This window comes from Bradyrhizobium sp. 604_D8_N2_3, assembly GCF_051810765.1.
Taxonomy (GTDB): domain Bacteria; phylum Pseudomonadota; class Alphaproteobacteria; order Rhizobiales; family Xanthobacteraceae; genus Bradyrhizobium; species Bradyrhizobium barranii.
Window position 1 is genome coordinate 2,801,646 of record NZ_JBPWPM010000001.1, and the last position, 23,302, is coordinate 2,824,947.

Consider the following 23,302-nt stretch of genomic DNA (forward strand, 5'->3'; position numbering starts at 1 on the left):
CTAGAGGAGCATGAGCTGGATATCGACGCCGCGCCCGTGGGCTTTGAGGAAGCCGTCGAGGCTCGGCGGGACCTCACCGCACTCAGCGCAGCGCCGCTGCAGCTCCTCGGCAATGTCCTCCGATGCATCGCGCGACCAGCCCTCGCTGGTGTTGAAGCTGACGATGCGGATCGGGCTGCTGTACTGCCCGTCCATCAGGTGGTTGGCGACGTCCGGCGGCTCACTCCTGCAGCAGAAAGGATAACCATGGCTAACAATCTCAACAGAAACAAACTTCGTCGCGAATTCGAGCACGAGGAGGCGTGGTGGAATTGCTGACGGAAGAACAGAAGCAAGCGCAGCGGGAGATAGATGACCTTCGCGGGAAGCTGATCATGGCCGAGCACGCGAGGAATAAGGACAAGAGTGCAGCGTCGTAGGCTCTGCCAAAGGAGGACAGGGACACCTGGCACAGGGTACGATGCGCTGTCGAAAGGTGAGTCGGCACACTCGGAAGAAAATACCGCTATTTATGCGAAAGTGCGCTGGAGCAGGCGAAGCGGCGCGCAAAGAGCCTTATTGGGACCAAGTAGGTGGCTTGGAGGAGTGTAGTTGCGCAATCTGGCCGACATCGTGCAGGTCTATCTTGGCAGCCGGTGGCGGCGAGGTGCGGTCCTTGCGGCAACTGTTTGAGTCAATGCTGCCGGAAATGTATTCGACGTTGCTGGAGAGATGCCGCAAACGATCCGGGGCGCGGAGTGGCTGTGAGGTCAGTCGAAACCGGTCGACACAGCCTGTGAGCCCGACTGCGCCAAACGTCCCGGTCCTTCTTCACGTCTGACAGTTCGTTGCGGAGCAGCTTGATAATTTGGCGTTGGGTGTCGATCTCCGCCTGTAGCAGAGCCATTTCGGCCCGTTCCCAGCCCGCAGCGTCTTGCCCCACTGACTCGCAGGGGGCATGTCCCTCGGCGGCTCCAAAGGCGTACACGCGGTGCAGCAGCAACTCGGCGGTGTCGATCTGGCCGATGTTCAGATCGCGGGATACCGGGGCAGCTTTCTTCAGCCTCAACATGGTGGACCTCGTTTTAGGTCACCCCCATTGCAACCTCCCAGATCCAGCTTAACCATTCGTTAACCCTGGACCAGTGGCAGCGGCGCAGATGATCTTTGATCCTTAGGTCAATGTACCGTGGTGTGCGCCGACTGTTCCGACAAGAGACGTGCGCTTGGTTTCGCCTGCGAGATTTCTACAGGATGCCTCGATGGCGCGGCCAGGCCGCCTATCGCTCTGCTGCGTCGGCGATCTCGACGGGCGAATTGATCTGCAGTCGCGCAAGCAACCGGGCTCTCTGCTGTGCGACTTCTTGGCGCTGCCGCCGAGCCTCCTCGCAATCTCCTTGTCTGTCTTTCCGGCAGCCAAGCGCCTCAAGAATCGCTTCTCACGCGGACTAAGCAAGTCTCGCATCGTGTGTCCCCACCGCCGACAACCTCGCGCATTTTGTAGCGCCGTTTCGCGGCACGTACATGATCACTAGCGACGGCCCCAAGCGTCTGGGAGGCTGGGACAGGATGCCGAGACGCCGGGGCCGCGAGCGCGCCGAGATAAGCCCAGTGCACCGAAGTGAGCATGTCCCACCACCGCCTGTTCCATCTGTTCACTTGTGCACCCTGGGCGTCCCGCTTATTCGCGGGATGGTTGATCCAAATCAACGTCCTAGATGCCAGTTCGCCGCGAGTTCGTTGTGGGCAGGACAGACCATGCCGCGCTATTTCTTCCACGTCATCCACAAACGCCGCGAACTCGACCGCGAAGGCTATGAGCTACCTGACGAGCACGCCGCTTGGAAGGAAGCCACGGTAACGGCTGGGCAGATACTCCAAGGCCTCCATGGGAAGTTAACGCCCGACCGCGAATGGCGGATGGAAGTCGTGGATGTGTCCCGAAACACGCTTTATGTCCTGCGTATTAATGCTGAAAAGCGAACGTAAGCCTTGGCTCAGTTGGCGGCTTCATCGTGCTGTCGATGTTGAGGGCGGCCGAACCTTCGCGATGGTGTCTAGTAAAAGAACTACAGCGCGATGATGATGAGTGATCCCAGAAACATCACCGACACCACCATTGCTCCGAGGCAGCCACCACTCTGGCTCAATGCCGACCTGCATTACACCCTCAGCCTCATTAGGCAAACAGCTTGCCTGCGTCGGACAGCTCGCACCGCGAAGGTGTCTTGGCGGGCCAAGTTCTAGCGCCGCACGCCAAAGCAATTGACACCCCCATTTAAATTGCCACCGGCGTTATGGCGAACCGCAGCGCGTGCCACCGGACGAGGCCTAAGGACAACACCGGCGCGTGCGACGCAACTCGGCGGATAGCCAACATACGTGCAGTACACAACCGCCTCAGCCGGTTCTGGACTGAGTGATACCTGCTACACCCAACAGGGCGCTGGCCACAATCATTGTCATTGGCCTAATCGAAAGACGCTTAGTGGGCGCTGGGGTTAGATCGTCTCATTCCCCCAAGGAAACGATGATGCGCGTATAGATTTACACCGCCGGTCGGGCCAGCTCATTTGCGCTCGAGCAGGTTGGTGAAGGTCAGCCCCGGATTGATCGCCAGCATATTGATGATGTCGGACAGCGGCATCTCGGGCGCATCCACCATCACCTCAAAATGGCAGCCGGGATGCGCGACGTCGAAGTCGCGCAGATGTTGCAGCCACGCCTGTTGCAGGGATTCCGGGACGTGGGCGATGGTGAGGATCTTGACGTCAGCGGGGGCATAGTCGCGCGCTTTGGCGCCCTCCGGCGACAGTCCTTGCTGGCGATGGACTCCAGCGCCTTGCTTCACTTTCTCCATCCAGCCATCGACCCACGCTGTGAGATCGGGATTCTCCATATGGTCGCCTCCGTTTCATTTGAGTGGGCCTTCGGGACCGGGCGCGTAGAGCGAAACCAGATTGATAAGACAGGCACGCCCTTGAGCGCACCCGTCCCCTCAACGGCGCCGGAAGCTGGGGGTAAGGCGGCCGTGGAGGCGCGACCCTAACGGATTGCGCCGGGTTCTGGTTTCAAATGGGTCGGGGCGGACGTGCTACTACGGGACGCCCGCCCCTAGAGCCGCAGGGTTGCCTTAGGCAAGGCCGGCGGCGGTGGCCGTCGAAGCCATGACGTGAGCGCAGAGCTTTTCGAGCGCGCCGCACCTGCGCGAAGCTGACGCAGCGGGCCGAGCGCCTCGTCGGGGAGTGGCCCCTCTCTTAGGAACGACCGGCCGGTTGCCGGGTTTTCCCGAGCCCCCACAAGTGGTGGCTCGTCGTGACCGGCCTCACAGCGCACTGTCCGGCAACAGCGCGCTGTGAGCCGTTGCCGGTCACCCGCGCATGCACGCGTCACAAACTTCCCTCACACTGGGCAGATCGCGACTGACCGAGGCCAAGGTGAACAATCCGAACAACAATCCCAAGTGCGACAGTGACAAGTGCCGCTACTCCGCAGGCGAGGTCAGGACCTACCCCGACAGCCATCCTCCGCTGACCCTGTGCGCAACGTGCTGGGCTCACGAGAGCGCGCGACGGCGATTTAGGATCGGCCTCCCGGTGTTGAAGTGGGGACAGGGCAGACCTATCAGCGCTCTGTCCTCATATACGGACTGAACTCAGGCGCCGGCTGCGGAGCGGCATTCAAGGAGAGTGTTGCGCCAACACGCGGGTGCCGGGGTCGCGGTGGCGAATTTCCAAATACGCTCAAGACAAATACGCTCAACACCATCGAAACGGCGGCGAGGATCAAAAGGTCACGGACCATGGTGCCCCTCCCTTTCGCTGGTTCAATGGGGCAACAAGCCCAACGTTCCTAGACGAGCCGGTCGCCGCTTCGCGGCGTGGCCTGCGAGCCACAGGTCCGAACAAACCGAGGCGATCTGTCGGGATTCGCACAGACGCGTCAGCGCCATTTGTTCAGCCTACAGCCATTGGAATGGACGGCGGGTCGGCCCGGTGGTCTCCTCCAGAGCCACCGGGTTTTTCGGTCTGCGAGGGCGAGTAGCCGAGGGCGCTATGTGGGTGAGGGCGTAATCTTCATTTAAAATCGCTGTCATCGCCCTTGGCGCGCTTACGACCGTCTTGGCGATCAAGCTGATGTTTCTTCCTGAGGCGTTGAGGTTCCGTGGCATTATTTGCACGGTAGGGTGCAGAGGCGTGCCCGATGCTGGTGCGATGACGCAATGCGTTTTGCGTTTCAATTCGTTGGTTCGGGCTCGTCTTTGATGTGGGGTGATCCGCTGCTCCGGCGCGCGTCCAGAGCATTGCGAGCGTGGCGCACAGCCACCTGGTTACCGGCTTTCTCGATGTGCTCAATGGCCCATGTCAGATACTGCATAGCGGTCTCGGAAGGATCAGGGGCAGCAGTCATCGATGGTATCGAATCACCAGTTCGGGACGGGCGTTGTTACATCACGCCGTCAATTCACCTCCTTAGACGAGAGTCGAATGCAGCAATGGCGCTGAGTTGCCATCCTTTCCCGGCACCGTAGTTCGTTCGAGCGGCTGCATATTGCGCATTATGGATTTGCGAAAACCACATTTGTCGATGCTCTTTCCGGCCTGTATAAGTCGATAGCTTCTTCTCCCTATTCGAAGAGGCTATCATGAATGCATTGCATGCGTGGCTCTCGCAGCAGCACCACGGGTTGCATACCTTCCGCGAATTCCAGCAAAAACTCTACGAAGCCTGCAAGGACGAGCCTGACCAGCAGGGCCTGTGTCGGCTGCTGAATTCGGTCGTCGACAACTATGTCGATACATTCGACGAAGCGCCATTACCGGTCGCGGTCGCCGACCATGCCTATCAGCGTCTGCTCGATCTGGTGGCTGGCATAGATTTCACTGCAAGCGCCGAGCAGCGCCTCGCCATGATCAACCGTGTGGCGGCCAGCGATTTGCTGCACTAAAGCGCGATGTAGCGAGCGCTTCGAGCTGATCTAGTCTGGACGCGGGTGGAGGCGGGCAGCGAACGCTCCGCTCGAAGACCGCCGTGCTCCTAGCGATAGGAACGCGACCCCGCTCCCAGGCCGGTTAAGGAACGCAGCTTGATGCGGGCGGTGATCGTGCGGCACAAATTACGGAGCGCGCCCCGGCAGCGTATATAGAGACCCGCTTGTTGATGAGTTGAAGCGACCAGAGCGCGAGGCAGTTGAAGCTGAGCGACAGCTTGCAGAGCAGGAGGCACTGGTGATTACCTCGAAGCGGCAGGAGCAGGACAAGAGTCAAGTCGAGGGCGAGCTGAAAACCATGCGTGCCAACCAGGCCTTCGTAAGGAAGACCGACTTCGCCTTCTCGCACTGTTGCAACCCTAGCCATCCAACAGGAGCCTGAACGAGACGTTTGTCCTGCAGCAACGCCAGGGGCGCCTCATCGAGGTGAGGGAGGCAAGCCGCGGCCGCGGCGGTAAGATCAATTCGCCCGACCTGATCGCCGATGCAGCAGACGATGGGCCAGCTGGCCGGGCTATCGAGGCATCACGGAGAAAGTCTACGAACATCGTAGGAACCGCACCAGGGTTGGCTAAGGGCCCGGCAGCTGGCGAGGAAGCCCGTGTCTTCAGCAATTTCCGGGCCGCTGGCAGTGCAATCATGGCGAGGTATAGCTCTGCTCCGGGGCGGGCGTACCAAGCTCTAGTGGCCCTCGCGCGGCCCCTTGAAGAAAGAAAGCCCCACCTTTCCCTCGGCAGGCTTGGCGCGGTACTCGATCTCAGCAAGGAGCGTCGGCTCGACCCAGATGCCCCTGTGCGCGATCCGCTTGGCGTAGGGCCGTGTCTTCCGGACAAGCGGTTGAAGCTTCTTACGCAGCTCGGCGGCCGATGTCCGATGTCTTGTCGAAGCCGTGATCGACCTTGCCGGCATAGATCAGGTCGTCGCCCTTGCGCCGAGCGAGATAAATGCCGTCCCATTTGCCATCATCGAGCGCGAAGCCGGCGATCGTCAGCGTCTCGCGTTGGGCGCAGGTCTTCTTGACCCAGTTGTTGCCCCGGCCGCTCGTGTAGATGCTGTCACGCACTTTCGAGACCACGCCTTCGAGCCCCACCTTGCAGGCGTGCGTGAACATCTCGCGGCCGTCGATCTCGAAGCTATCGCTAAATTGGACGTCGCTGCCGGCGATGATCTTCTTCAGCGCGGCCTTGCGCTGGAGCAGGGGGACTTTCCGTAGATCGCGGCCGTTGAGGTAGAGCAGGTCGAATGCGACGAGCACGATCTTGTTCGAGTTGCCCCGCAGCTCCTTGATGAGCACCGCGTAATCGGTCGTGCCGTCGTCGGCGGGCACCACGATTTCGCCGTCGATGATAGCGCCACTGGCCTTGAGGTGCCAAGCGTCGTTGGCGACCTTCTGGAAACGATTGGTCCAGTCGTGACCGCGGCGGGTGAATACCCTGGCCGCTTCGTTGGCGAGATGCACCTGGACACGATAGCCGTCGAACTTGATTTCATGGATCCATCGCTCGCCGGATGGGACGCGATCGATTGAGGATGCGAGCGCGGGCTCAATGAAGCCGGGAAAGGGTGCCTTGACGCCCAGCGCTTCAGGCTTTTTCCGCTGGAAGGCCATCGCTATACTCAGGCTTTTTCCGCTGGAAGGCCATCGCTATACCAGGCGAAGACTTAATTGCTGCAGGTCTTGTGGTGAGTAGCGATCCACAAACTCCCACAGGTACGACGGCACGTCGCTCAGTTGCAGATTGCAACGACGCTGGATCTCGCGGGCGATGGCCCCGGAAACATCTTCCGACCACCGCTCTGCTGGGTTGAAGGCGACAATCCGGATCGGCTTGCGATATTCTCCGGCAAGCAGATCCTGGATGACGGTCTCCACCGCGGCCTCCAAGTCTGCTTCGCACCAAGCGCTACCATTGCGGCCGGAGTTGTCCGCAACCAAGTAGACGGTCTCGTCGCTGTTCGGGGCGATCGACAAAAGCCATCGGAACTGACGCATAAGCAACTCACGCAACTGAACCCGGATTCAATTTGACGCGGACCGATTCGTTCCTGAAGTTAGAAAAGGCACTGCAAGACAGGATTCCCAAGTCTAAGTTGCCTCAGGGAGGAAACATGGCGGTCAATAAGCCCGTGGGGGACAATGCTCGCAAAGGTGCGGTCAAGAAGCGTTCGCAGACGAAGACGACATTGGGCGGGGCTTCCGCTTCACCAAGCGCGACAAGGCGTCCGGCGAATTCATGGGCGTCAAGAAGCCCTCGAAGGGCAAGAAGGCCGCAAAGAAATTCAAGGGCGTGCGGCTTGAGAAGAAAGTTGCCATAAAGAAGCAGGCAAAGAAGAGATAGGTGGCTCTTCACGTGCGCCAAGATTTGGACGTTAATCCTGATCTCTACAAAGCCCTTCAGAGTACTACGAGCGGACAGCGAGTTGCCGGAAGGAATCACCCGAACCCACCCTTCTTCAGGATTTGCCGCAGTGTATTCGATCTGCTCCGCGTCGTTCAAGAAAACGCGGATTTCGAATTCGTTGAGCAAGAGATTGCAATAATTGCGAAAGCCTCCTTCGTCGGGCCCATGAAACTGCGGCTTTCCAATCAAGAGGTACCCGTCTTAGCAACGTATGCCTGACAGCAACGCTGCGCCGCCGCGGCCTGAACTGTTACGCAGTAACATTCTCCAGCGCGCCTTTCATCACGGAGGAACCGGAACAATGCTCTGGCCCAGCGGTTGACGGCGCATCAACAACCACTGGAGAGAGTGGACATGAAAACCCGTCTTGCGATTTCATTGGCTGCTGTGTCGCTGCTGGCGGCGTCGAGTGTAGCCTTTGCCCAGTCGACGACCGAACAGGGCGCCAGGGACGGCGCGCGTGCGGGCGGCGACATCGGTGGCCCGGTCGGCGCGATGGTCGGCGGCACCGTCGGTGCGGCCGTTGGCGCCGGCCTCGAAATTCCGAATGCCGTGCTCGGCGGAATCCCGCGCGACGACTCCGTCGTGATCCACGAGCGCGTCGTCGTCGGCGAGCCCTTGCCCCCGACCGTGGTCTTGCGCCCGGTGCCGAACTACACCGAGTATCGCTACGCGGTGGTGAATGATCGCCGCGTCATCGTCGAACCGCGCACGCGCCGCGTCGTCAAAATCATCGACTAATCGGTCAAAGCGTGTAGGTTTTTAAGAGGCGGGGCCCCGCGGAGTGACGCTCCGCGCGGCCTTTAGTTTGTCAGAGCCGAACTGGCGCGAAACCGCCGGCGCCTAGTTGGGAGATCAGGCGTTCCGAGAAACCCGCCAGGCAACTGTGGCGGGTTTTCTCGTGTCTAGGCTGACGAGGTGGCAGCCGTTTGCGCACGGTCTGCGGGCGCGTCCCAATGAAACTTTTGGTCCCGGCGGAAATTGTGTATCGGGCCAAATTTCGCTTCGGAGGATCGGTAATGGCCAATTCTGTTCGCCCGTGGACCTCAGATGACCTTGAGAAGCTCAAGGCGATGGCCGGGAATCACCGCCGCGACGAGATAGCCGCTGAATTGAACCGAGGCGTCTCGTCGGTGGCTGTCAAAGCGCATCAGCTCGGCATCTCTTTGCGATACCACGGGCTGCCAAAGCGTCGACCGTCAACAGCCCAGTCAGCGCCGGGCCATTGACTCGATTGTTTTCGCTCACCTGCGTTGCGCGTCAGGCGATCCCGCGCAAGGGCTGGGCCAACTGCATGTCCGTGCCGGCCGACCGCCTCGATCGCGACATCCGATCGAGGGCGAGGAACGCATACGCTGCTCCGATACAATAACGGGGGAGAGACGGCCACTATCTGGTGCTCGAAGAGGAGCGCAGAGCGCAAAAAAAAGCCCCGCTTAAGCGGGGCTTTTGAAAGTAGCTGTTCCATTTCGAGCGCGTCAGGAAGCTTTGGAGAGCCCACCCGACACGATCAGGTTGGTGCAGTTAGCCGGTTTCGTCAATCAACCTTTGTTAATTCACCCAAGAAAAAACGGCCCCGCAAGATGCAGGGCAAAAGTGGCAATTCACAAGTGAACAGTTCATGTTGATGAACGATCAGCGCCTGCAACTTTGTCACGCGTGATCACAGCTCCATATAACGTCCGTTTCAGGTCATTAGGCGTAGCTTCATCTGCCGTGGTCCTTGGAAGGCTTGCGCCGCTAGTAGCGGTCTATGACCCACCGGCCGCGGATGCTCGAAGGCGACCCGTCGGCTTTCTTGCTCTTGCAGAAGCATTGGCCAGACCGAACCGACCCTGCCTTTTATCCTCGACCAACTAAGAGGAGGTGACAATCCTGGGAACAACTGGCAATTTCTCCCTACTCGCTGCGACGAACGAGAACACGGCAGGGAGGTAGGAATATGTCCTTTGACCCGATGGCCGCTGCCGTTGCCTGGCTTGATGCCTACCGCGCTGGAGACATTGAAACTATCTTGGCAATGTATGCCGAAGACGCGGTGGTTCACTGCAGCTGCGAAGGCATAAAAATTATCACCAGCACAGACAGCTTGCGTGCTTACTGGGATGACCGCCTTAGGAAGCGTCCCGCGTCCCATCTAGACAACCTGCAGCTATCAGGGGATGGAACAGTAATCTCGTATGCCACACGCGAGGGTGTCGTGAGCGCCTTATTAACTTTCAATGCATCCGGGCAGATCGCGTCACTTACCTGCGGTCCTTCAAACTAAAATGCATATCGGACGTTGAGCCGGCGACGACTAAGGTCCGCTGCGAGTAGTCAGGACGTCGGCTACGCTCTCACCACGTCGGCTATGGCTTAAACTCGACAAAACTCAAAGAGAGCACAATGCGTCCGCTTTCGGCACATTGCCCCCACCCCCGCCGGCATCTTCGTCGCGCCATTCGAGCCAGGCGCGATCGGCCCGGATCTGTTCGACGCGGCCTGCCGCATGAACGGAAGCAGCCAAGGCTCTGGCCGACAAGCCGCACGGCCTCGCTGTCGCGCACCAGGCATCGCAGGCAGCACCAGCGCGGGCGGGCAATACACTTAGACCATGCGCGACATCGCCAAGCAGGTTGTCGAAACCATGCGGGCAACACCGTTCCTGCTCGCCATCTTGATTATCAATCTGGCGGCGTTGGTCGGCTTCGCGTTCACGCTGCGCGAGGTTGGCAAGGCGGTTGCCCGGCGTGACGCGATGCTCGAACGCTGCATCAAATAGGAAACGGACCGCGAGGGCGATGGCGCGCACGGCGACGCTCACCATGGCGGGCAATCAGCTAGGGATCGTCGGACGCCTTAGACGAACCCTAAACGTGGGGCGTCGATTTCGAGCTTGGGTCTCCCGAACGTCGGGGATTATCTCTGTAACTAGGGCGGAGGTGCGCTCTCTGGGCACGCCTCGCGCAACCTTGCCCGTAACGAGCTCTTCGAAGGCAGCCAAAAGTTTACGCTCATCCTCTATCATCTGCTGAAGAGCGTCCGTTTCCTGCTTGAGTGGGTCGTCGTCAGACATCAGTGCCTCACTCTAGTGGGAGCCGTAAATACGCCGCCGGGCTCTAATACATTGTCCCGGCGGCGGTGTTCATTTCCAGCCCCGAGGTGGGACTAACAAAAACCTCGGATACACATTTTACGCACGAGACCTAGGATGGTTCAGTTTGCGGGATGCCAATAAGAGGCCTCTGACTCACCGCTGGCGATCCCAAAGAAACGAAGGCGGCGATTTTCTCGCTGCGGCCCGCGCCGTGTCAAAAAATGCCGGATAAAAGATCTAAAAGATCTAAGTGGAGTATGGAGCCAGCCCCGGCGTTTTCGGCCTGCAAGATGATCTATTTCACAAGTGGGCCGCTTGCTTAACCCGGGATGAGGGAAGGCCCGCCTGGGGCTGGCTGAGCTGGCGGGCCTTCACCCCAAGCACAAGAGCGCGCGTTCTCCCAACACGGCCCCGTCCCGAAACCGAGACTGCTCGTGTTTACTTAACGAGCGGCTGAGAACCGGTTCAGGAACCTTCTCAGGCATGGAGCATTTTCGAGTCGCTTCTGGCCTTTACCCCGGAGGTCGGAAGCTACGTGACAGCACGGCTCCAGCTTCTGCCAAGGCTGGAGCCGGAGCTTTTTTTGCGGCCCCGTGGTTGCCGCCTCAGTTCTAATTTGAATTTCGTGCTGGCCTATTTCGAGCAACCCGTCGCGCACAGCACGTTCCCGCAGGCGAGCACATAGCTAAATTTAGTGCTGCGACGCAGCGACGAATTATAAGAACTGCCCCGCCTCACAGCGTTAACTCCTGTCACCGCCCGATCCGTGGCTTCTATCGGTGATGAGATCGCCTCTCTGCGCTCCCGCCCAATCCAACAAGGGAGCACGCCATGTTTCAGCGGCGACGTTTCAGACATCAGTTAGCGCTTAAGGACCGGCTGGCGGCTTGGTCCGAGCGTCTTGAACAGCAGGTCACCCAGCTTCCGCGAGGTCCCGAGCGAGAAGCCCTTTCCGTAAAGGCGCGGCAAGCCGACATTGCGATCCATCTGGATGATTGGGCGCGATCTCCCGGCTTGCCGAAATGAAGGATTTTCAGGCTTCAATTGAAAAGCTTCGGCGTGACGCAGCCGAAGCCGCCCTGATCCGGGATCTCGCGACGGACCGGATCAAACGCGACCTTTACGATAGGCTGCACATACATCTAAGTAGGCTTGCTGATGAGGTTGAGCTGGCGATGAAGTCTAAACAGGCGGGCTAGACAGCTCGACCGAGGCGTGCGCGCTAACTACCATTCGTTGCGCATCGCCTGCTCGACGCGGTCGCTTAGAAGTTCTGGAGGTGGGTATCGGCCACTAGCCTGCTAATTCCACTTCCTGCGCAACTTCTCCGCTGGGTCAAGGAGCTCGCTCATCCCGCACTCAACAACGTGCCGTTCATTTAGTTCGGCGAGCTGGTCCCGCCATACCGCGTCGTGTTCAGCGATCGTGCGCATATTCTGATCGAGTCCAGGTTTTACAACTCTTGCTTTTACAACTCTACGGCTCCGCTTGGGTACTTCCAATGTATTGCCTCGTGTTTCCTGTTCCTGTTAGTACTGGAATAGCTTACATCCTCAGGGTGTCACCCACGTCTCGCTATGATACCGGCGAGGGGCCAACAGCGACGTTATTCCGTTCTTCAACCGTGATGCAGCGAATTGCGTATCAACCAACGAGGTGCGTTGGTCGGCTCGGCTCATAAACCGCGCGCGTCGCGCGTTGACTCAGTGACTTTGTCGCTTGCAACTTCTAGCTTAGATTGTTGCGATCTGAATGGCTATCACGATTATGAGGCGACTGTACTTGATCACTAGCGAGCACAATGCCTCCGCTTTCGGGCTTCTCCCAGTTAGGGTGTGGTGGTGTTCGGCATGCACAGGCACGCCGGCGCGCACGCCGATGGTCCCGACGCGGACCTCGCCGGAATAGATGTGCCAAGTCTCCTCATGCGGATTGTCGGCGCGGCGGCGGGAGGGCGGTCAGTCAGAGAACGGGCCAGCCGCTGGATCGAGGGGCATTGCGGCTAGGCCAACAGGTTGGTCAACAGGTCTCGTCAAAAAGGCCCCGGCCCAAATGGGGCATGAGCCGGGGCCTCCAAGTATGCCCTCACGAGTTGAGGGCATCGGGAAAACTTGGCAAAAGCCACGATGTTCCTGGCTCGGCGGAAGTCCCCCGATTCCAAAAACCTCAGCGATGCAGTGGATGCACGCCGATTTTTGCGGCGACGTGGGATGGAGGAGAGCGGGCCTAGCGCGTCATCAACCATAGCTTCGATGTTCTTCCGAGAGTATTCGCGGGCCGTGTAGCGCGGTCCAGGCTCCTCTGGAAGATCCCGCATTTCCATACAAGCGAAGCCACCTCGTGGCACTCCGGCGCACCAAGATTTCGGCGAGTGATCCACCATCAACGTGGGTGGCCTGGAGAGTGGTGGACCCCTAGGAACTTTCGGAGGTGCAACTCATTGAGCGGTTATTCAAGTAGAGGACCGCTCTGTGAACCACATCGCCGTTATCTTGATCTTACTCGTTGGCGGCTCGTCGCTCGCATTGGCCCAGAGTACGGGTGGATCGAGCAGTAGCGGCTCGGCAACGAGTGGAACTGCGGCCACCGGCTCCAAAGGTTATGCTGGCGGCACCCTATCGACCGGGCATACCATAAGCGGCACTGCGGGCTCCTCCAGTCCCAACGTGGGCAACGCGCTCAGCCACGCGGCGACCGGCGACGTGGATGCTTCCTCTGTTAGTCCGGCTCCAACTTCCCACGACAACGCGGTGGATACGCCCGCCGCCGAACGCGCCATAAAGAATTTGGGCAACACCGATATCGGCATTCTCAAGAAGAAGACCGCGACGAGAAAAACGAGGAGAGCCTAGCCGCGCGGGCGGCCTCTCAGTGCCGCCAGCCGTCCTTGTCGACCTCCACCCGAAAGCCTTCCGGCATGCGCGGCACTTCACCTGCAGTAGCGTTGCAGGCCGAGCAGGGCGCGCCAGCGCCGCCACAGGCGCAGGCGCGTGGTCCATCCCAAGGGCGGTCCGGGTGGTTCTCGCAAACCCAGCCGAGGTTGTCGCAGTTGGTGCAGGTCGTGGTCATTCCACCGGCGGCCTTTTCCTCGCTGGGCATTAGGCGATCCCGCGCAAGGGCAGCGCTAGCTGCATGTCGAAGCGCCTTGTGGCGTTGGCCGTGATGAAGGCTTGCAGTGCAGACGCGATCTCGGCGTCGGTGTCGGCTGCGCGCTGGGCCAGTGCGTCGGCGACGTCGGAGGTCACATCCCGCGACCATCCCTCGACGGGATTGAAGGATACAATTCGCACTGGATAGGCGTACTGGCCAGACAGGAGATTTTGCAGGACCGTCTCGAGGTCGGTGTCAGCCTCATCCGTCTCGCGCCAGGCGCAACCGGCACGCGCGCCGAAGTCTTCAAGCACCAGATAGATATCGCGGTCGGGGCGGTCGGCCGGCACGATCGAGGGCGAGGAACGCATACGCGACTCCGATACGACAAAGGAGGAGAGACGGCCCCGGCTGCAGGGGTCAAGGGGTAGGCCGAGGCCGCTCCGCCAGCTCTGGCGGCGAGCCAGCGACGACTCAAACATCAGCCGCCCTTGTGGTTCCTTTTCCAAACTGAAGGGGCGCTTCCGTATTTAACCGGTGTCACAAGACTGATTTTAACGGGGCCTAACATGGTAGAAGGCAAGCCAGCGGGGAAGGCGCTCCCGTGACCCGCACGGCCAACAGAAGGCAGAGCCAGTGATCAACATTGCTGAGTGCCGAAAACATGCTGATCTCTACAAGAGACTTTCTGGCGCGAGCGGCATTTCCAAAGATCGAGCCGATGTCCTGAAAAACATCGCCCGAACTTATGTGGGTTTGGCTGGCCAACTGGATAGACTGGCTTCTCTCGCGAGGAATGAGCAGAGGTAGGGTACCGGCCTGCTTCCGGCATCAGTCGCCTAGTTTGATTTGGGTGTGGCCTGTTTTACGAAAGAAACAATTTGAGGTTGGCGTCGTTCTGGTCTGATGAGACGGTACTATTTTGACATCAGAGAGGGTGACGAGATTTTCTCGGATGAGGAAGGTCTGGAACTCTCAACCATAGAGAAGGTGCAGGAAGAGGCGGCGCGCTCGCTTGCCGATATGGCCCGAGATGCCGTCCGGACCCCAGGGGACGGCAGCCACCAGATGTCGATTGAAGTCCGGGACGACGGCGGTCCGGTGCTCCAGCTCAAATTTACATTCGAGGTCGAACGGCGCAGGCATTGAGGCCGCCTCCGTTGGCGGGCTGTGTTCCTTCTGTCGGGAACCCAAGTTCGGGTCTATGGTCTCAAAATCACCGCCCGTCCGAGGCGCCTATCGGTAACTGAGAGTGCTCCATACTCCCGCCCTCTATGCCGAGCGGAAGCCATGTGTGAGAAGTGCATTCAGTACGAGGACAAGATCGCCCGGTATCGGCGCCTGTCGCTCGGAATCAACGACCGACAAACGCTGGACGGAATTGCAGTCCTGATCGCACAGGCGACGGACGCGAAGGCCCCTCATTCATCGTCTCCACCGGAAGAGCAAGGCAGTCAGTAGGACGGCTTCACATTCGGCGCTGGATTCCTAGCGGGGCTCTTTATGTTCGACTTCGATCTATTTTCCAAACGCGAATGGGCGACGATGATTGTTGCTTTCGCGGCTGTGACCGCGCTCGCCCTCTACGGCTTTTTCCAGTTTCTCGACTACCTAGCACCACGCCTGTAAGGCCCCTCGGTTTCCCGCCCACAAACCAAACTCTCACCTCTCGTTCAATCGGCACGATAGGCGCAACCCAAGCCTCTCCGGGCGCCGCTGGATCAACCCACGTTGTAGGGCTATAGATTCCACCAGGGAATGCCTTGTCGCCATAGAGCGGGCGCACGGCTGCCGGCAAAGCCCCTGCAACATCTGAGGTAGGCAATGCCCTACCACCGGACCCGATATAGCGCTCGGCATATGCGTCTCGCCATTTCGCGGCGCAGAGGGCATCTTTCGTCCAAGCTATTTGCTCACCCCAGCCGGCGACATTTCGCAACGCCCGCACGAAGGCCACAGAGCCGTAGACAAAGGTTCGGCCAATTGGCCGGGCGGGCGCCGCCACCTACGGGAAGGAAATGTCATCCACCTCGATGCCAGCCGATCGCGCGGCCCGAGCAAGGGGACCGGTGTTGGCGACTACGTGGTTATTTTGGCCGAACAGCTTCACGTCACTTTCGCTCCTTGCCCACGACTGTTTATGAAGCGGCCGACCGCGGTGTCGGTCCGAGGAGCCAGTTCGACGGCGAGCCGGCGCTGGTATTCCGCGCGGTCAACGAGCTCGCCGAAGAGTTCGGCGTCCTGGAAATAGACGTCAATCTTGCCCTCGACGATCGTCTCGTCGGTGCGGCGAACGTATTCCATCATGCTCATCATACATCATCCTCGCGGGCGTAGTTCAACGGTAGAGCGTCAGCCTTCCAAGCTGAATACGAGGGTTCGATTCCCTTCACCCGCTCCAGCCTTTTCATAGACTTAGCGAGCGGGTCGGATTTTGTTCTAACAAACGGGCTGCTTTACACGTTCTGATGCTCGCTTTCCGATCGACTGTTTCGCGTGTTTTTTGATAGTCGTCCTGTTCCCCGCACGGCTCTGGACCGACTGAAGTGCGGGCTCATCAAAGCCGAATATCTTGGCTTGGAAAAGCGGTGCCGAATGCGCGTGCGGAAATCGGCGACGATGGCGTGGAAATAGGACAGGTCTGCGAAGTGAAGTGGTCAGACGATCAGTCGCCGGCTCTGCGGCGGTGATCTGCACTTCGAGGTCGACATAAAGTTGGCGCGGGGACCTGTCAGGGCTTCACGAACCGATAGGCGAAGCGATCGGTCTCGCCCTTGATCGAGGGATCGAACACCTTGATCGAGTGCGGATCGCCCTTGTTCGCGAGCATGGTGCTTTCCGCGTCCAGTACGAAGCCGGCCGCCTCCACCTCCTCGCGAACGGATGCAGGATCAATCCGATGCAGCGACTGGGCGTCGCTCGTGCCCGCCCCGACGGCGGCGGCGTGGTCTACGATGACGTAGGACCCACCGGGCTTCAGCCGCTCGTAGGCAGATCGATTGAATTGGGCCGCTGTCGCACCCCTGGCCTGGATCAGCGCAGTGTGGAGATCGTGGTAGAACAGATGCAGCCACAGGACATCGGCTGGTTGCGTGGCCTCCGGCATCGCGACTAGGTCCGCCGAGACGGCTTCGACGTTCTCTCGGCCCGGCTCCTTCGCAAGCGTTCGCATGCGGCCGACCGGATCGTTCTTGAAGTGGGCGACTTCGGCCGGCACGAAGCTGTAGACCCGTCCTTCGGGTCCCACGACGTCGGAGAAGAGACGGGTCCAGTCGCCGTCGCCTGGGTAAACGTCGATGACGGTGGCGCCCGCGTCTAAACGTGCGAACCGGATCAACTCGGATAGCTTGGATTGGTCGTACATCGGGATCTCCATTGCGGTTGGGAATTCGACGAGCGCGCGGCCTGCGAGGCGGCGATCTACGGCTCATTCACCGCCGACCCCGAACCGATGGCCACAGACGGCCAGCGCTTTGACTGTTCGCTCCGAAGCCTGGACTTAGGCCCAGCGGCCGGCCTCCTCAAAACTAAGGCGAGGATTGCGCGGAAACACGGAAGCTGGATCGCCGTGGCCAATGCTGCAAATGAAGTTCGACCGAATCCGCGTGCCTGAGAAGAACGCCTCATCCACGCCGGCGTTGTCGAAGCCGGACATGGGTCCGCAGTCCAGTCCCAACGCCCGCGCAGCGACGATGAGGTAAGCGGCCTGCAGCGTTCCGTTTCGCATTGCCGTCACCTCGGCCACGTCTGGTGCCGCAAAGTATTTCTGCATGACCTCGGCAGCGTGAGGCAAAAGCTTTGGCAGCTCGCCGGCGAAATCCAAATCGTGGCCGATAATGACCGTGACAGAAGCCTTCAGAATCTTCGGCTTATTCGGTTCCGCAGCGAGCCCGGCGAGCGTTGCCTTTCCATCTGGGCTACGCACCCAGACAAACCGCGCGGGGCTACTGTTCGCAGAGGTCGGGCCCCATTTCAGTAGGTCATAAATCTCGCGTACCAGATCGTCCCCTACTGGACGATCTGCCCATCCGTTGGGGGTGCGAGCGGAGCGGAAGATCTGATCAAGCGACTGATCGTTTAGAGCGGAATTCATAGATAGGGTCCATTCGTATAAGCGGCATAAATCAGGAGATGCGATCGCAATTCACCCGTCGAACTTGACTAGGTCCTTGCGTCGATCTGCGAGGCCCGCGCCAATGCTTGCGTGTCGACGTATTCCCGGATGTGGACGACTTTGCCGTCTCGAACGGTAATGTCGATGACCCACTCGTCCTTGAACGGCCTGTTTGTGGCTTTGATTTTTCCCGTAGCAACGCCGACGACCATAACCCTGTCTCCCTGCGCTACGAATTCGGGGGGCTTCGGGTATTGCGTTTCCACCTCTTCGGACGCCTTCTTGAGAACAGCCGCCAACTCCGCGTGCCCGCGGTGCGTGCCTGCAAGCGGCCAGCATTCGCCCGGAATGATCCACTCGATATCTTCTGCAGCCAACGCCAGCAGATCGCGCGCGTTGTTGCTGCCCATGGCGGCAAAGAAATTCTTCACAAGCTTGACATTCTCTTCGGTGCTCATCGTATCTCTCCGTTTTCGGCTCGGCGCGAATTCAGATGGCCGAGAAGCCGCCGTCGACGGACAACTCCACCCCGTTCACGAAGCTCGAATCGTCTGAAGCAAGAAATAGCGCGGCTGCCGCAATTTCCTCGGGACGACCCATCTTTCCCCTCGGGATCAGGGATTCGAACATCCGCGTCGCTTCCTCGGTGAGAACCTGGTCCTGCATCGGTGTGGCGATCGGCCCTGGGTGCAGCACGTTCACCCGGATATTCCTGCCCTTGAGTTCGTTGAGCCACCCGCGTGCGAATGCGTGCAGCGCCGCCTTGCTCGCCGCATACACACTGTAACCGGGAAAACCTTTGATCGAAGCAACTGACCCGGTCATGAAGATCGATCCGCCGTCGTTTAACAGCGGCAACGCCTTCGGGACCGTAAACAGCGTGCCGCGCGTATTCAGGCCGAAGGTCGCGTCGAAATGCTGCTCGGTAATCTCGCCCAGTGGGACGGCTTCGCCCGTGCCAGCGCTCGCGTACAGGATGTCGATCCTGCGCTGTTCCCGCTTGACCGTGTCGAACAGACGGTCGAGGTCGTCGAGATTGGCCGCGTCGCCGCGCACGCCGGTCACGTTCCGGCCGATCAGCTTGACGGCCTGGTCCAGCGCCTCCTGTTTCCGGCCCGTGATGAAAACATAGGCGCCTTCTTCAACGAACCGCTGGGCGCTCGCCAGCGCCATGCCGCTCGATCCACCCGTGATGACTGCAACCTTACCTTCAAGCTTTCCCATGACTGCTTCCTTCCAGGCTTCCGCCTCTGATCGTTTGGGGACGCCCCGAGAACCTCGACATAGGTCCGCCGGGGTCAGGCGTTGAGTGCGGAAAAGCGCACATCGGTGGTGCGAAATCGATCCGGTTGGACGACTGACGCCAGCCGCGACGATCGAGTTCCGCCGTTCGGAAATGGGCCGTGCTTGCCGGCATAGGCTAGGCTATGACGGCCGCCCGCGCTGTGTTCGATGTGTTAAATACGGGCTTTGGAAGGCGCACCGCGCGGTGCGGGATTGCACCATGATCGACTGGGATGACGTTCGCTACTTTCTTGCCGTCGCGCGGGGAGGCTCGGTGCGGGCCGCCGCCGAGCGCCTCGGTGTGAACCACGCGACCGTGCTACGTCGCATCGCCCAGCTTGAGGAACGCCTCGGCGTCCAAATGTTCGAAAAGCTGCCTTCGGGCTACCGCCTGACGGGGGCTGGCGAGGAGGTCCTCGAGTTCGCGGACCAGATGGAAGCTTCTTCGCACCTGCTGGAGACGCGCGTCTTCGGACGCGACCAGGGCGTGCGCGGGCTTCTGCGGGTGACGCTGGCGCCACCCCTCGCGACACACCTGCTCATGCCTGATTTCGCCGATTTCGCGCGTCTGCATCCGGACATCGAGATGGACATCCTGTCGTTCGGCGAGCTGGCAAATCTGACCAACCGAGAGGCCGACGTCGCGATCCGCGTCGTCTACGACCGCCAAACCCTGCCGCTCAATCTTCACGGCCTGAAGGGACCGGAGGTCTTCGGCGGCGTCTACATGTCGCGCGATCGACTGGCCGCGTGGCGTGCGGGCGCGCCTGATCCCATCCGGTGGATCGTCATCAGCATTCATGGAATCCCGGACTGGGCCAGCGAGGGTGAGGTTCGCACCACGGGGGTTCCATTCAGGACCACTGACGCCGAGTCGCAGATCGTTGCTGTACGGCAAGGGCTCGGGTTGACGACACTGCCGTGTTTCGTTGGCGATGCCGACCCCCTACTGGTGAGGGTGCCGGGCACCGACCTGCACATGTACGGAACGCTCTGGCTTCTCACACAGGGGGAGACACGCAAGACGAAGCGCGTGCGGCTCTTCATGGAGTTCGTATCCCTCAGGCTCTCCGCGTACGCTCCGCTTCTCGCGGGGATGTCCATATCGCGCGGCTGACGCGCGGCGACGCTGGCAGTGGACAAGTGCCGGCAAGCGGATCCCCAACGCCCGAGTTAGGATTTCCTGAGTCACGGCACCGTTGGCGCCCTCTCAAAGACACAGGGATATTACGAGCGGGGCAACTCTAGGGAGGCGTTTGTTGTGGGTCCGGGATTTGTACCTTTCTCGCGTCCGAGCCGAATGTTCTGCGACCATGGGGCTCGTAACCGCTGACCTTGCCCGCGGGCTTAATCCAGCTTGAAGTTCGTTCTGGCCCAAGACAAGGACCAGAGCATGAAGCGCAGCCGCTTTTCGGAAGAGCAGGCGCTGGCCGTACTTATTGGTGCGGGAACAAGTGGCAATTCCACGGGTTTTCCGAACCGTCTGTGTTGCATGGTTATGCGCCGAGGCATCGATGAAGACCAAGCTACCCGGGAAGTTGTCACACTACGATAAGATGGCCGCCTCCGCTCAGCAATTTTTCAAGGAGGCGACGGCGTGTCGCGAGGAGGCGGCTCGGAGCCTCGACCAGGTCGATCGAGAAGGCTGGCTGAAGCTTGCGAGCGAATGGACGGAGCTCGCGCTCGCGGCCGAGCGGGGCCAGATTTTCCGCCGGGACATTTGATCCCAGAGACCTATGGAGAACGTTGCGGTCCCCTAGATGCCGTAATGGGCCCGGCTCCGAGCAAGGGGGGATGATGGTGGCTGTCCCCCGATAGATGATGAAACGGGTCACGACTTGAGTCGGCCCCAAGCATCTGGAGACGGAGGACAGCCGTGGAGAATTATGCCGGAATTGACGTGTCGTTGGAACTGTCGAGCGTATGCGTTGTGGATTCCCAGGGTAAGATCCTGAAGGAGGCGAAGGTCGCAAGCGAACCCGACGCCTTAGTCGAATTTTTCGAGACGCTTGGCTTTGCAGTGAATAGGATCGGGCTGGAGGCTGGGCCACTGTCGCAATGGCTGCATGCGGGGCTGCAAAGAGCAGGATTCGAGACGGTTCTGCTGGAAACACGGCATGTGAAGGCAGCATTGTCGGCGATGACAGTGAAGACGGATCGCAAGGATGCACGCGGAATTGCCCAGTTGATCCGGATGGGATGGTTCCGCGCGGTGCACGCAAAGTCGATAGGGGCTCAAGAGATCCGGGCACTCCTGATCGCACGCAAACAGCTTCTCGGACGGCTGATCGATGTGGAATTAAGTATCCGGGGGATTTTGCGTGGCTTCGGTCTGAAGGTTGGCCCGGTGACGCGAAGGAATTTCGAAGCGCGGATCCGAGAGTTGGTTGCGGGGCAAGCGACATTGGAGCGCATTGCCACAGCGATGCTTTCGGCCCGATCGGCCTTGAAGGTCGAGTACGGAAGGCTACACAAGACTGTGCTGGCAATTGTGCGTGACAATGTAGTTTGTCGCCGGCTGATGACAGTACCAGGCGTTGGTCCCCTGGTGGCAATTACTTACAAATCGGCGATTGATGACCCTCATCGCATCGTAAAATCGAAGGCAGCGGGCGCGCTGTTCGGGCTCACGCCAAAGAAGTACCAATCGGGAGAAAAGGACGTCACAGGCGGGGTCACGCTGGCCGGCGACGAGATAGTGCGTACGGTGTTGTATGAGGCCGCCAACGTTCTGCTATCGCGCATCACGCGATTCTCAAAACTTAAGCGCTGGGGGATGGACGTCGCCAAGCGGCGAGGCTCGAAGCGCGCAAAAATCGCCTTGGCACGCAAGCTCGCAGTGATCCTGCATCGAATCTGGGTCGACGGCACAACCTACCGATGGACCGACGCGGCCCGATCGCAGCATAGAACACGAGGAGAAGAGTTGGAATGCAACCGGGCTGAACTGAGCCTGGTGCCCGAAGTCCCGTCGCCGGGACGGTGGATCCGGTGAAGCCGTTACACGCCCAGTGGCCGCCTTCTGACGGACCACGCGTATCTAGATAGGCTTACCGCTCTCTCTGACAGCATGATGTGGCGGCCAGGCGTTGACCACGGACAGAAGCATGAGCTCGGCGGCGTGACATTCACTCGGGAGGCTTGACATCATCGGGCCCATTACAGAAGTGGCGCGTACCACCGTCACCAAGCAGCGTCGAGCGGAATGACGCAAATGGCGGCGTCGTCATCATCGATTACAAAGATGGAGTACCCTTTGCCCACTAGTTCGGGTCGGGTCTCGCGTAACGAACGAGCGAGCTTGATGGCCTCTATTTGGGCTTCAGTTTCGCTAGGCAAATCATGCGCTCCGAAGTCCGAAACGAAATGCGTATCAATGAGCTTGTAGGTAAAAAGAGGCATAGGGGTTGCCCGCGACAATGCGAAAGGCAAAGCCCCTGCTGGCATAGCCAAGCAGGGGCTCGCGGATGGATGGCACGAGGCTCGCGGATGAGGTGTCGCTCCAAGAACCCGTATCACTGAAGCAAACAACCGCTTAGTAGGCTCGCCAAAATATTGTGCAAGCCGCGCAAATAAAAGGCCCGGCGCTCTTTCTCGAGAATCACCGGGACTAAGCTGGCCGGCCTTCACCCCAAGCACAAGGCCGCGTATGTCCCCACGGCCCCGTCCCGAAACCAAGACTGCCTCTGCTTACTTAACGAGCCGCCAGGACCGCGAACTCCGCGATTTAACTCGACTCTCGAATGGAACTGGAATTTAGTTCCCTCATCATCGTTCCGTCCTGGGCACTTGCCGGTGACTGAGAGTGTCGCGCTCCCGCCTGATCGAGGAGCACTTCTATGGCTCCGGACCCGCCCCGCTGCCCGCTATGCAATAAGCCCATGCACCTGCTGATCGGGCCAAACGGCGTCCGCAAACTTCAATGTGTCCGATGCGATGACGTTGACCCGATGCAATTGGCAGACCTCCAGGATTTGATAGAGGGCACACTGCAGCCGCCTAAAAAGTAAGGCGCCTCAGTTGGCGGCCGACCAATATCTTATTCTCGAGTCAGCAGATCTTCACCAGGCGGCATCAGCTTTACGTAGGTGCCGCTTTCGTGCTTCCACAACCAGCCGCGCTCGATCGCGTGTTTGAGCCCGGCGCCGAACTCGCTGCCACTGCCCTTCAGCTTGAACATGAACGGCGCGTTGATCCGCTCGATGTAGAAGCGGCCATCCTGGACGGCCTCGACGTTGGCTGCGAGCTCGACGAGTTTGCGCGCGGCCACTTCCGGGTTCGCGTAGGGTCGTCCTTCGTGCTTCATCGGCGCGTTCCGCGGTGATGTGTGCGCGGTGCGGGAATGCGCCTGCCGGCGCATTCGC

26 protein-coding genes, 1 tRNA gene and 3 pseudogenes are annotated in these 23,302 nt (G+C 59.9%); 13 read left to right on the forward strand and 17 right to left on the reverse strand.

Going from position 1 to position 23,302, the window contains the following annotated elements:
* The 3 genes from AB7245_RS13210 to AB7245_RS13220 all read right to left on the reverse strand — a co-directional run bounded on the left by AB7245_RS13210 (nucleotide 1) and on the right by AB7245_RS13220 (nucleotide 1,444).
* Nucleotides 1-294, reverse strand: coding sequence for a hypothetical protein (locus AB7245_RS13210; RefSeq protein ID WP_354134937.1), 294 nt, complete (start codon nucleotides 292-294; stop codon nucleotides 1-3).
* A gap of 379 nt (nucleotides 295-673) precedes the next feature.
* Nucleotides 674-1,051, reverse strand: a complete 378-nt coding sequence (locus tag AB7245_RS13215; protein ID WP_162479076.1) for a hypothetical protein — start codon at nucleotides 1,049-1,051, stop codon at nucleotides 674-676.
* A gap of 102 nt (nucleotides 1,052-1,153) precedes the next feature.
* On the reverse strand, nucleotides 1,154-1,444 hold the full coding sequence (locus tag AB7245_RS13220; RefSeq protein WP_354131014.1) for a LuxR C-terminal-related transcriptional regulator: 291 nt from the start codon (nucleotides 1,442-1,444) through the stop codon (nucleotides 1,154-1,156).
* 293 nt (nucleotides 1,445-1,737) lie between these two features.
* Between AB7245_RS13220 and AB7245_RS13225 the strand changes: the two genes are divergently transcribed.
* Nucleotides 1,738-1,968 (forward strand): DUF6894 family protein, encoded by a 231-nt coding sequence (locus AB7245_RS13225; RefSeq protein WP_354134936.1) that lies wholly within the window; start codon nucleotides 1,738-1,740, stop codon nucleotides 1,966-1,968.
* 254 nt (nucleotides 1,969-2,222) lie between these two features.
* On the opposite strand, the pseudogene AB7245_RS13230 reads toward AB7245_RS13225, so the two are convergent.
* Both AB7245_RS13230 and AB7245_RS13235 read right to left on the reverse strand, forming a co-directional pair.
* A pseudogene (locus AB7245_RS13230) lies at nucleotides 2,223-2,445 on the reverse strand (hypothetical protein).
* A gap of 103 nt (nucleotides 2,446-2,548) precedes the next feature.
* A complete protein-coding gene (locus AB7245_RS13235; RefSeq protein WP_162479078.1) occupies nucleotides 2,549-2,878 on the reverse strand; it encodes a hypothetical protein in 330 nt (109 codons plus the stop codon).
* A 1,746-nt stretch (nucleotides 2,879-4,624) separates the two neighbouring features.
* Between AB7245_RS13235 and AB7245_RS13240 the strand changes: the two genes are divergently transcribed.
* A complete protein-coding gene (locus AB7245_RS13240) occupies nucleotides 4,625-4,927 on the forward strand; it encodes a hypothetical protein (protein WP_439034319.1) in 303 nt (100 codons plus the stop codon).
* 723 nt (nucleotides 4,928-5,650) lie between these two features.
* On the opposite strand, the pseudogene ligD reads toward AB7245_RS13240, so the two are convergent.
* The 3 genes and pseudogenes from ligD to AB7245_RS13255 all read right to left on the reverse strand — a co-directional run bounded on the left by ligD (nucleotide 5,651) and on the right by AB7245_RS13255 (nucleotide 7,560).
* Nucleotides 5,651-6,578 (reverse strand): annotated as a pseudogene (gene ligD, locus AB7245_RS13245) (non-homologous end-joining DNA ligase).
* Between the two features lie 36 nt (nucleotides 6,579-6,614).
* Nucleotides 6,615-6,962 carry a hypothetical protein gene (locus tag AB7245_RS13250; RefSeq protein ID WP_439034320.1) on the reverse strand — a complete coding sequence of 116 codons (348 nt, stop codon included), beginning with the start codon at nucleotides 6,960-6,962 and terminating at the stop codon, nucleotides 6,615-6,617.
* A gap of 103 nt (nucleotides 6,963-7,065) precedes the next feature.
* Nucleotides 7,066-7,560: a hypothetical protein gene (locus AB7245_RS13255; RefSeq protein ID WP_439034321.1), complete on the reverse strand. Its 495-nt coding sequence runs from the start codon at nucleotides 7,558-7,560 to the stop codon at nucleotides 7,066-7,068.
* A gap of 165 nt (nucleotides 7,561-7,725) precedes the next feature.
* On the opposite strand from AB7245_RS13255, the gene AB7245_RS13260 reads away from it, so the two are divergent.
* The 5 genes from AB7245_RS13260 to AB7245_RS13280 all read left to right on the forward strand — a co-directional run bounded on the left by AB7245_RS13260 (nucleotide 7,726) and on the right by AB7245_RS13280 (nucleotide 13,302).
* Nucleotides 7,726-8,112, forward strand: a complete 387-nt coding sequence (locus tag AB7245_RS13260; RefSeq protein WP_354134934.1) for a DUF1236 domain-containing protein — start codon at nucleotides 7,726-7,728, stop codon at nucleotides 8,110-8,112.
* 1,201 nt (nucleotides 8,113-9,313) lie between these two features.
* Entirely contained in the window at nucleotides 9,314-9,640 is a 327-nt protein-coding gene (locus AB7245_RS13265) for a nuclear transport factor 2 family protein (protein WP_439034322.1), read from the forward strand.
* A gap of 327 nt (nucleotides 9,641-9,967) precedes the next feature.
* On the forward strand, nucleotides 9,968-10,135 hold the full coding sequence (locus AB7245_RS13270) for a hypothetical protein (RefSeq protein WP_354134932.1): 168 nt from the start codon (nucleotides 9,968-9,970) through the stop codon (nucleotides 10,133-10,135).
* Between the two features lie 1,337 nt (nucleotides 10,136-11,472).
* Nucleotides 11,473-11,649, forward strand: coding sequence for a hypothetical protein (locus AB7245_RS13275; RefSeq protein ID WP_439034323.1), 177 nt, complete (start codon nucleotides 11,473-11,475; stop codon nucleotides 11,647-11,649).
* Nucleotides 11,650-12,921: 1,272 nt separating this feature from the next.
* Nucleotides 12,922-13,302, forward strand: a complete 381-nt coding sequence (locus AB7245_RS13280) for a hypothetical protein (RefSeq protein WP_439034324.1) — start codon at nucleotides 12,922-12,924, stop codon at nucleotides 13,300-13,302.
* A gap of 16 nt (nucleotides 13,303-13,318) precedes the next feature.
* On the opposite strand, the gene AB7245_RS13285 is transcribed toward AB7245_RS13280, so the two are convergent.
* Together AB7245_RS13285 and AB7245_RS13290 are read right to left on the reverse strand one after the other, a co-directional pair.
* Nucleotides 13,319-13,549, reverse strand: coding sequence for a hypothetical protein (locus AB7245_RS13285; protein WP_354134941.1), 231 nt, complete (start codon nucleotides 13,547-13,549; stop codon nucleotides 13,319-13,321).
* Nucleotides 13,549-13,911: a hypothetical protein gene (locus AB7245_RS13290; protein ID WP_354134942.1), complete on the reverse strand. Its 363-nt coding sequence runs from the start codon at nucleotides 13,909-13,911 to the stop codon at nucleotides 13,549-13,551. Before AB7245_RS13290 ends, AB7245_RS13285 begins: the two co-directional genes overlap by 1 nt.
* Before the next feature lie 535 nt (nucleotides 13,912-14,446).
* Between AB7245_RS13290 and AB7245_RS13295 the strand changes: the two genes are divergently transcribed.
* Nucleotides 14,447-14,689, forward strand: a complete 243-nt coding sequence (locus AB7245_RS13295; RefSeq protein WP_354133834.1) for a DUF6894 family protein — start codon at nucleotides 14,447-14,449, stop codon at nucleotides 14,687-14,689.
* A gap of 354 nt (nucleotides 14,690-15,043) precedes the next feature.
* Nucleotides 15,044-15,169, forward strand: a complete 126-nt coding sequence (locus AB7245_RS13300) for a hypothetical protein (RefSeq protein ID WP_354134944.1) — start codon at nucleotides 15,044-15,046, stop codon at nucleotides 15,167-15,169.
* 477 nt (nucleotides 15,170-15,646) lie between these two features.
* Here AB7245_RS13300 and AB7245_RS13305 read toward each other — a convergent pair whose 3' ends face one another.
* On the reverse strand, nucleotides 15,647-15,853 hold the full coding sequence (locus tag AB7245_RS13305) for a hypothetical protein (RefSeq protein WP_354134945.1): 207 nt from the start codon (nucleotides 15,851-15,853) through the stop codon (nucleotides 15,647-15,649).
* Nucleotides 15,854-15,867: 14 nt separating this feature from the next.
* Here AB7245_RS13305 and AB7245_RS13310 point away from each other — a divergent pair.
* A tRNA-Gly gene (locus AB7245_RS13310) sits at nucleotides 15,868-15,941 on the forward strand.
* Nucleotides 15,942-16,271: 330 nt separating this feature from the next.
* Here the strand turns inward: AB7245_RS13310 and AB7245_RS13315 are convergent.
* The 4 genes from AB7245_RS13315 to AB7245_RS13330 form a co-directional block, all read right to left on the reverse strand.
* Nucleotides 16,272-16,904, reverse strand: coding sequence for a class I SAM-dependent methyltransferase (locus tag AB7245_RS13315; RefSeq protein ID WP_439034325.1), 633 nt, complete (start codon nucleotides 16,902-16,904; stop codon nucleotides 16,272-16,274).
* Nucleotides 16,905-17,039: 135 nt separating this feature from the next.
* Nucleotides 17,040-17,633 (reverse strand): malonic semialdehyde reductase, encoded by a 594-nt coding sequence (locus AB7245_RS13320; protein WP_354134947.1) that lies wholly within the window; start codon nucleotides 17,631-17,633, stop codon nucleotides 17,040-17,042.
* A 68-nt stretch (nucleotides 17,634-17,701) separates the two neighbouring features.
* A complete protein-coding gene (locus tag AB7245_RS13325) occupies nucleotides 17,702-18,112 on the reverse strand; it encodes a nuclear transport factor 2 family protein (RefSeq protein ID WP_439034326.1) in 411 nt (136 codons plus the stop codon).
* Nucleotides 18,113-18,143: 31 nt separating this feature from the next.
* Nucleotides 18,144-18,878 (reverse strand): SDR family NAD(P)-dependent oxidoreductase, encoded by a 735-nt coding sequence (locus AB7245_RS13330; RefSeq protein WP_439034327.1) that lies wholly within the window; start codon nucleotides 18,876-18,878, stop codon nucleotides 18,144-18,146.
* A gap of 280 nt (nucleotides 18,879-19,158) precedes the next feature.
* Here AB7245_RS13330 and AB7245_RS13335 point away from each other — a divergent pair, with 280 nt between their 5' ends.
* The 3 genes and pseudogenes from AB7245_RS13335 to AB7245_RS13345 all read left to right on the forward strand — a co-directional run.
* Nucleotides 19,159-20,055, forward strand: coding sequence for a LysR family transcriptional regulator (locus AB7245_RS13335; RefSeq protein WP_439034328.1), 897 nt, complete (start codon nucleotides 19,159-19,161; stop codon nucleotides 20,053-20,055).
* A 397-nt stretch (nucleotides 20,056-20,452) separates the two neighbouring features.
* Nucleotides 20,453-20,662, forward strand: a complete 210-nt coding sequence (locus tag AB7245_RS13340) for a hypothetical protein (protein ID WP_354134894.1) — start codon at nucleotides 20,453-20,455, stop codon at nucleotides 20,660-20,662.
* 152 nt (nucleotides 20,663-20,814) lie between these two features.
* Nucleotides 20,815-21,822, forward strand: a pseudogene (locus AB7245_RS13345) (IS110 family transposase); the annotation flags it as partial.
* A gap of 299 nt (nucleotides 21,823-22,121) precedes the next feature.
* On the opposite strand, the gene AB7245_RS13350 reads toward AB7245_RS13345, so the two are convergent.
* Both AB7245_RS13350 and AB7245_RS13355 read right to left on the reverse strand, forming a co-directional pair.
* Entirely contained in the window at nucleotides 22,122-22,340 is a 219-nt protein-coding gene (locus tag AB7245_RS13350; protein WP_439034329.1) for a DUF6894 family protein, read from the reverse strand.
* 637 nt (nucleotides 22,341-22,977) lie between these two features.
* Entirely contained in the window at nucleotides 22,978-23,244 is a 267-nt protein-coding gene (locus tag AB7245_RS13355; protein ID WP_354134895.1) for a hypothetical protein, read from the reverse strand.
* Between the last annotated feature and the right edge of the window lie 58 nt (nucleotides 23,245-23,302).

Bases quoted from the DNA above. Each gene is read 5' to 3' on its own strand.
- AB7245_RS13215 (WP_162479076.1), bottom strand. From the start codon at position 1,051: ATGTTGAGGCTGAAGAAAGCTGCCCCGGTATCCCGCGATCTGAACATC.
- AB7245_RS13220 (WP_354131014.1), bottom strand. From the start codon at position 1,444: ATGCGAGACTTGCTTAGTCCGCGTGAGAAGCGATTCTTGAGGCGCTTG.
- AB7245_RS13225 (WP_354134936.1), top strand. From the start codon at position 1,738: ATGCCGCGCTATTTCTTCCACGTCATCCACAAACGCCGCGAACTCGAC.
- AB7245_RS13235 (WP_162479078.1), bottom strand. From the start codon at position 2,878: ATGGAGAATCCCGATCTCACAGCGTGGGTCGATGGCTGGATGGAGAAA.
- AB7245_RS13240 (WP_439034319.1), top strand. From the start codon at position 4,625: ATGAATGCATTGCATGCGTGGCTCTCGCAGCAGCACCACGGGTTGCAT.
- AB7245_RS13250 (WP_439034320.1), bottom strand. From the start codon at position 6,962: ATGCGTCAGTTCCGATGGCTTTTGTCGATCGCCCCGAACAGCGACGAG.
- AB7245_RS13260 (WP_354134934.1), top strand. From the start codon at position 7,726: ATGAAAACCCGTCTTGCGATTTCATTGGCTGCTGTGTCGCTGCTGGCG.
- AB7245_RS13265 (WP_439034322.1), top strand. From the start codon at position 9,314: ATGTCCTTTGACCCGATGGCCGCTGCCGTTGCCTGGCTTGATGCCTAC.
- AB7245_RS13270 (WP_354134932.1), top strand. From the start codon at position 9,968: ATGCGCGACATCGCCAAGCAGGTTGTCGAAACCATGCGGGCAACACCG.
- AB7245_RS13275 (WP_439034323.1), top strand. From the start codon at position 11,473: ATGAAGGATTTTCAGGCTTCAATTGAAAAGCTTCGGCGTGACGCAGCC.
- AB7245_RS13285 (WP_354134941.1), bottom strand. From the start codon at position 13,549: ATGCCCAGCGAGGAAAAGGCCGCCGGTGGAATGACCACGACCTGCACC.
- AB7245_RS13290 (WP_354134942.1), bottom strand. From the start codon at position 13,911: ATGCGTTCCTCGCCCTCGATCGTGCCGGCCGACCGCCCCGACCGCGAT.
- AB7245_RS13295 (WP_354133834.1), top strand. From the start codon at position 14,447: ATGAGACGGTACTATTTTGACATCAGAGAGGGTGACGAGATTTTCTCG.
- AB7245_RS13300 (WP_354134944.1), top strand. From the start codon at position 15,044: ATGTTCGACTTCGATCTATTTTCCAAACGCGAATGGGCGACGATGATT.
- AB7245_RS13305 (WP_354134945.1), bottom strand. From the start codon at position 15,853: ATGAGCATGATGGAATACGTTCGCCGCACCGACGAGACGATCGTCGAG.
- AB7245_RS13315 (WP_439034325.1), bottom strand. From the start codon at position 16,904: ATGTACGACCAATCCAAGCTATCCGAGTTGATCCGGTTCGCACGTTTA.
- AB7245_RS13320 (WP_354134947.1), bottom strand. From the start codon at position 17,633: ATGAATTCCGCTCTAAACGATCAGTCGCTTGATCAGATCTTCCGCTCC.
- AB7245_RS13325 (WP_439034326.1), bottom strand. From the start codon at position 18,112: ATGAGCACCGAAGAGAATGTCAAGCTTGTGAAGAATTTCTTTGCCGCC.
- AB7245_RS13330 (WP_439034327.1), bottom strand. From the start codon at position 18,878: ATGGGAAAGCTTGAAGGTAAGGTTGCAGTCATCACGGGTGGATCGAGC.
- AB7245_RS13335 (WP_439034328.1), top strand. From the start codon at position 19,159: ATGATCGACTGGGATGACGTTCGCTACTTTCTTGCCGTCGCGCGGGGA.
- AB7245_RS13340 (WP_354134894.1), top strand. From the start codon at position 20,453: ATGAAGACCAAGCTACCCGGGAAGTTGTCACACTACGATAAGATGGCC.
- AB7245_RS13350 (WP_439034329.1), bottom strand. From the start codon at position 22,340: ATGCCTCTTTTTACCTACAAGCTCATTGATACGCATTTCGTTTCGGAC.
- AB7245_RS13355 (WP_354134895.1), bottom strand. From the start codon at position 23,244: ATGAAGCACGAAGGACGACCCTACGCGAACCCGGAAGTGGCCGCGCGC.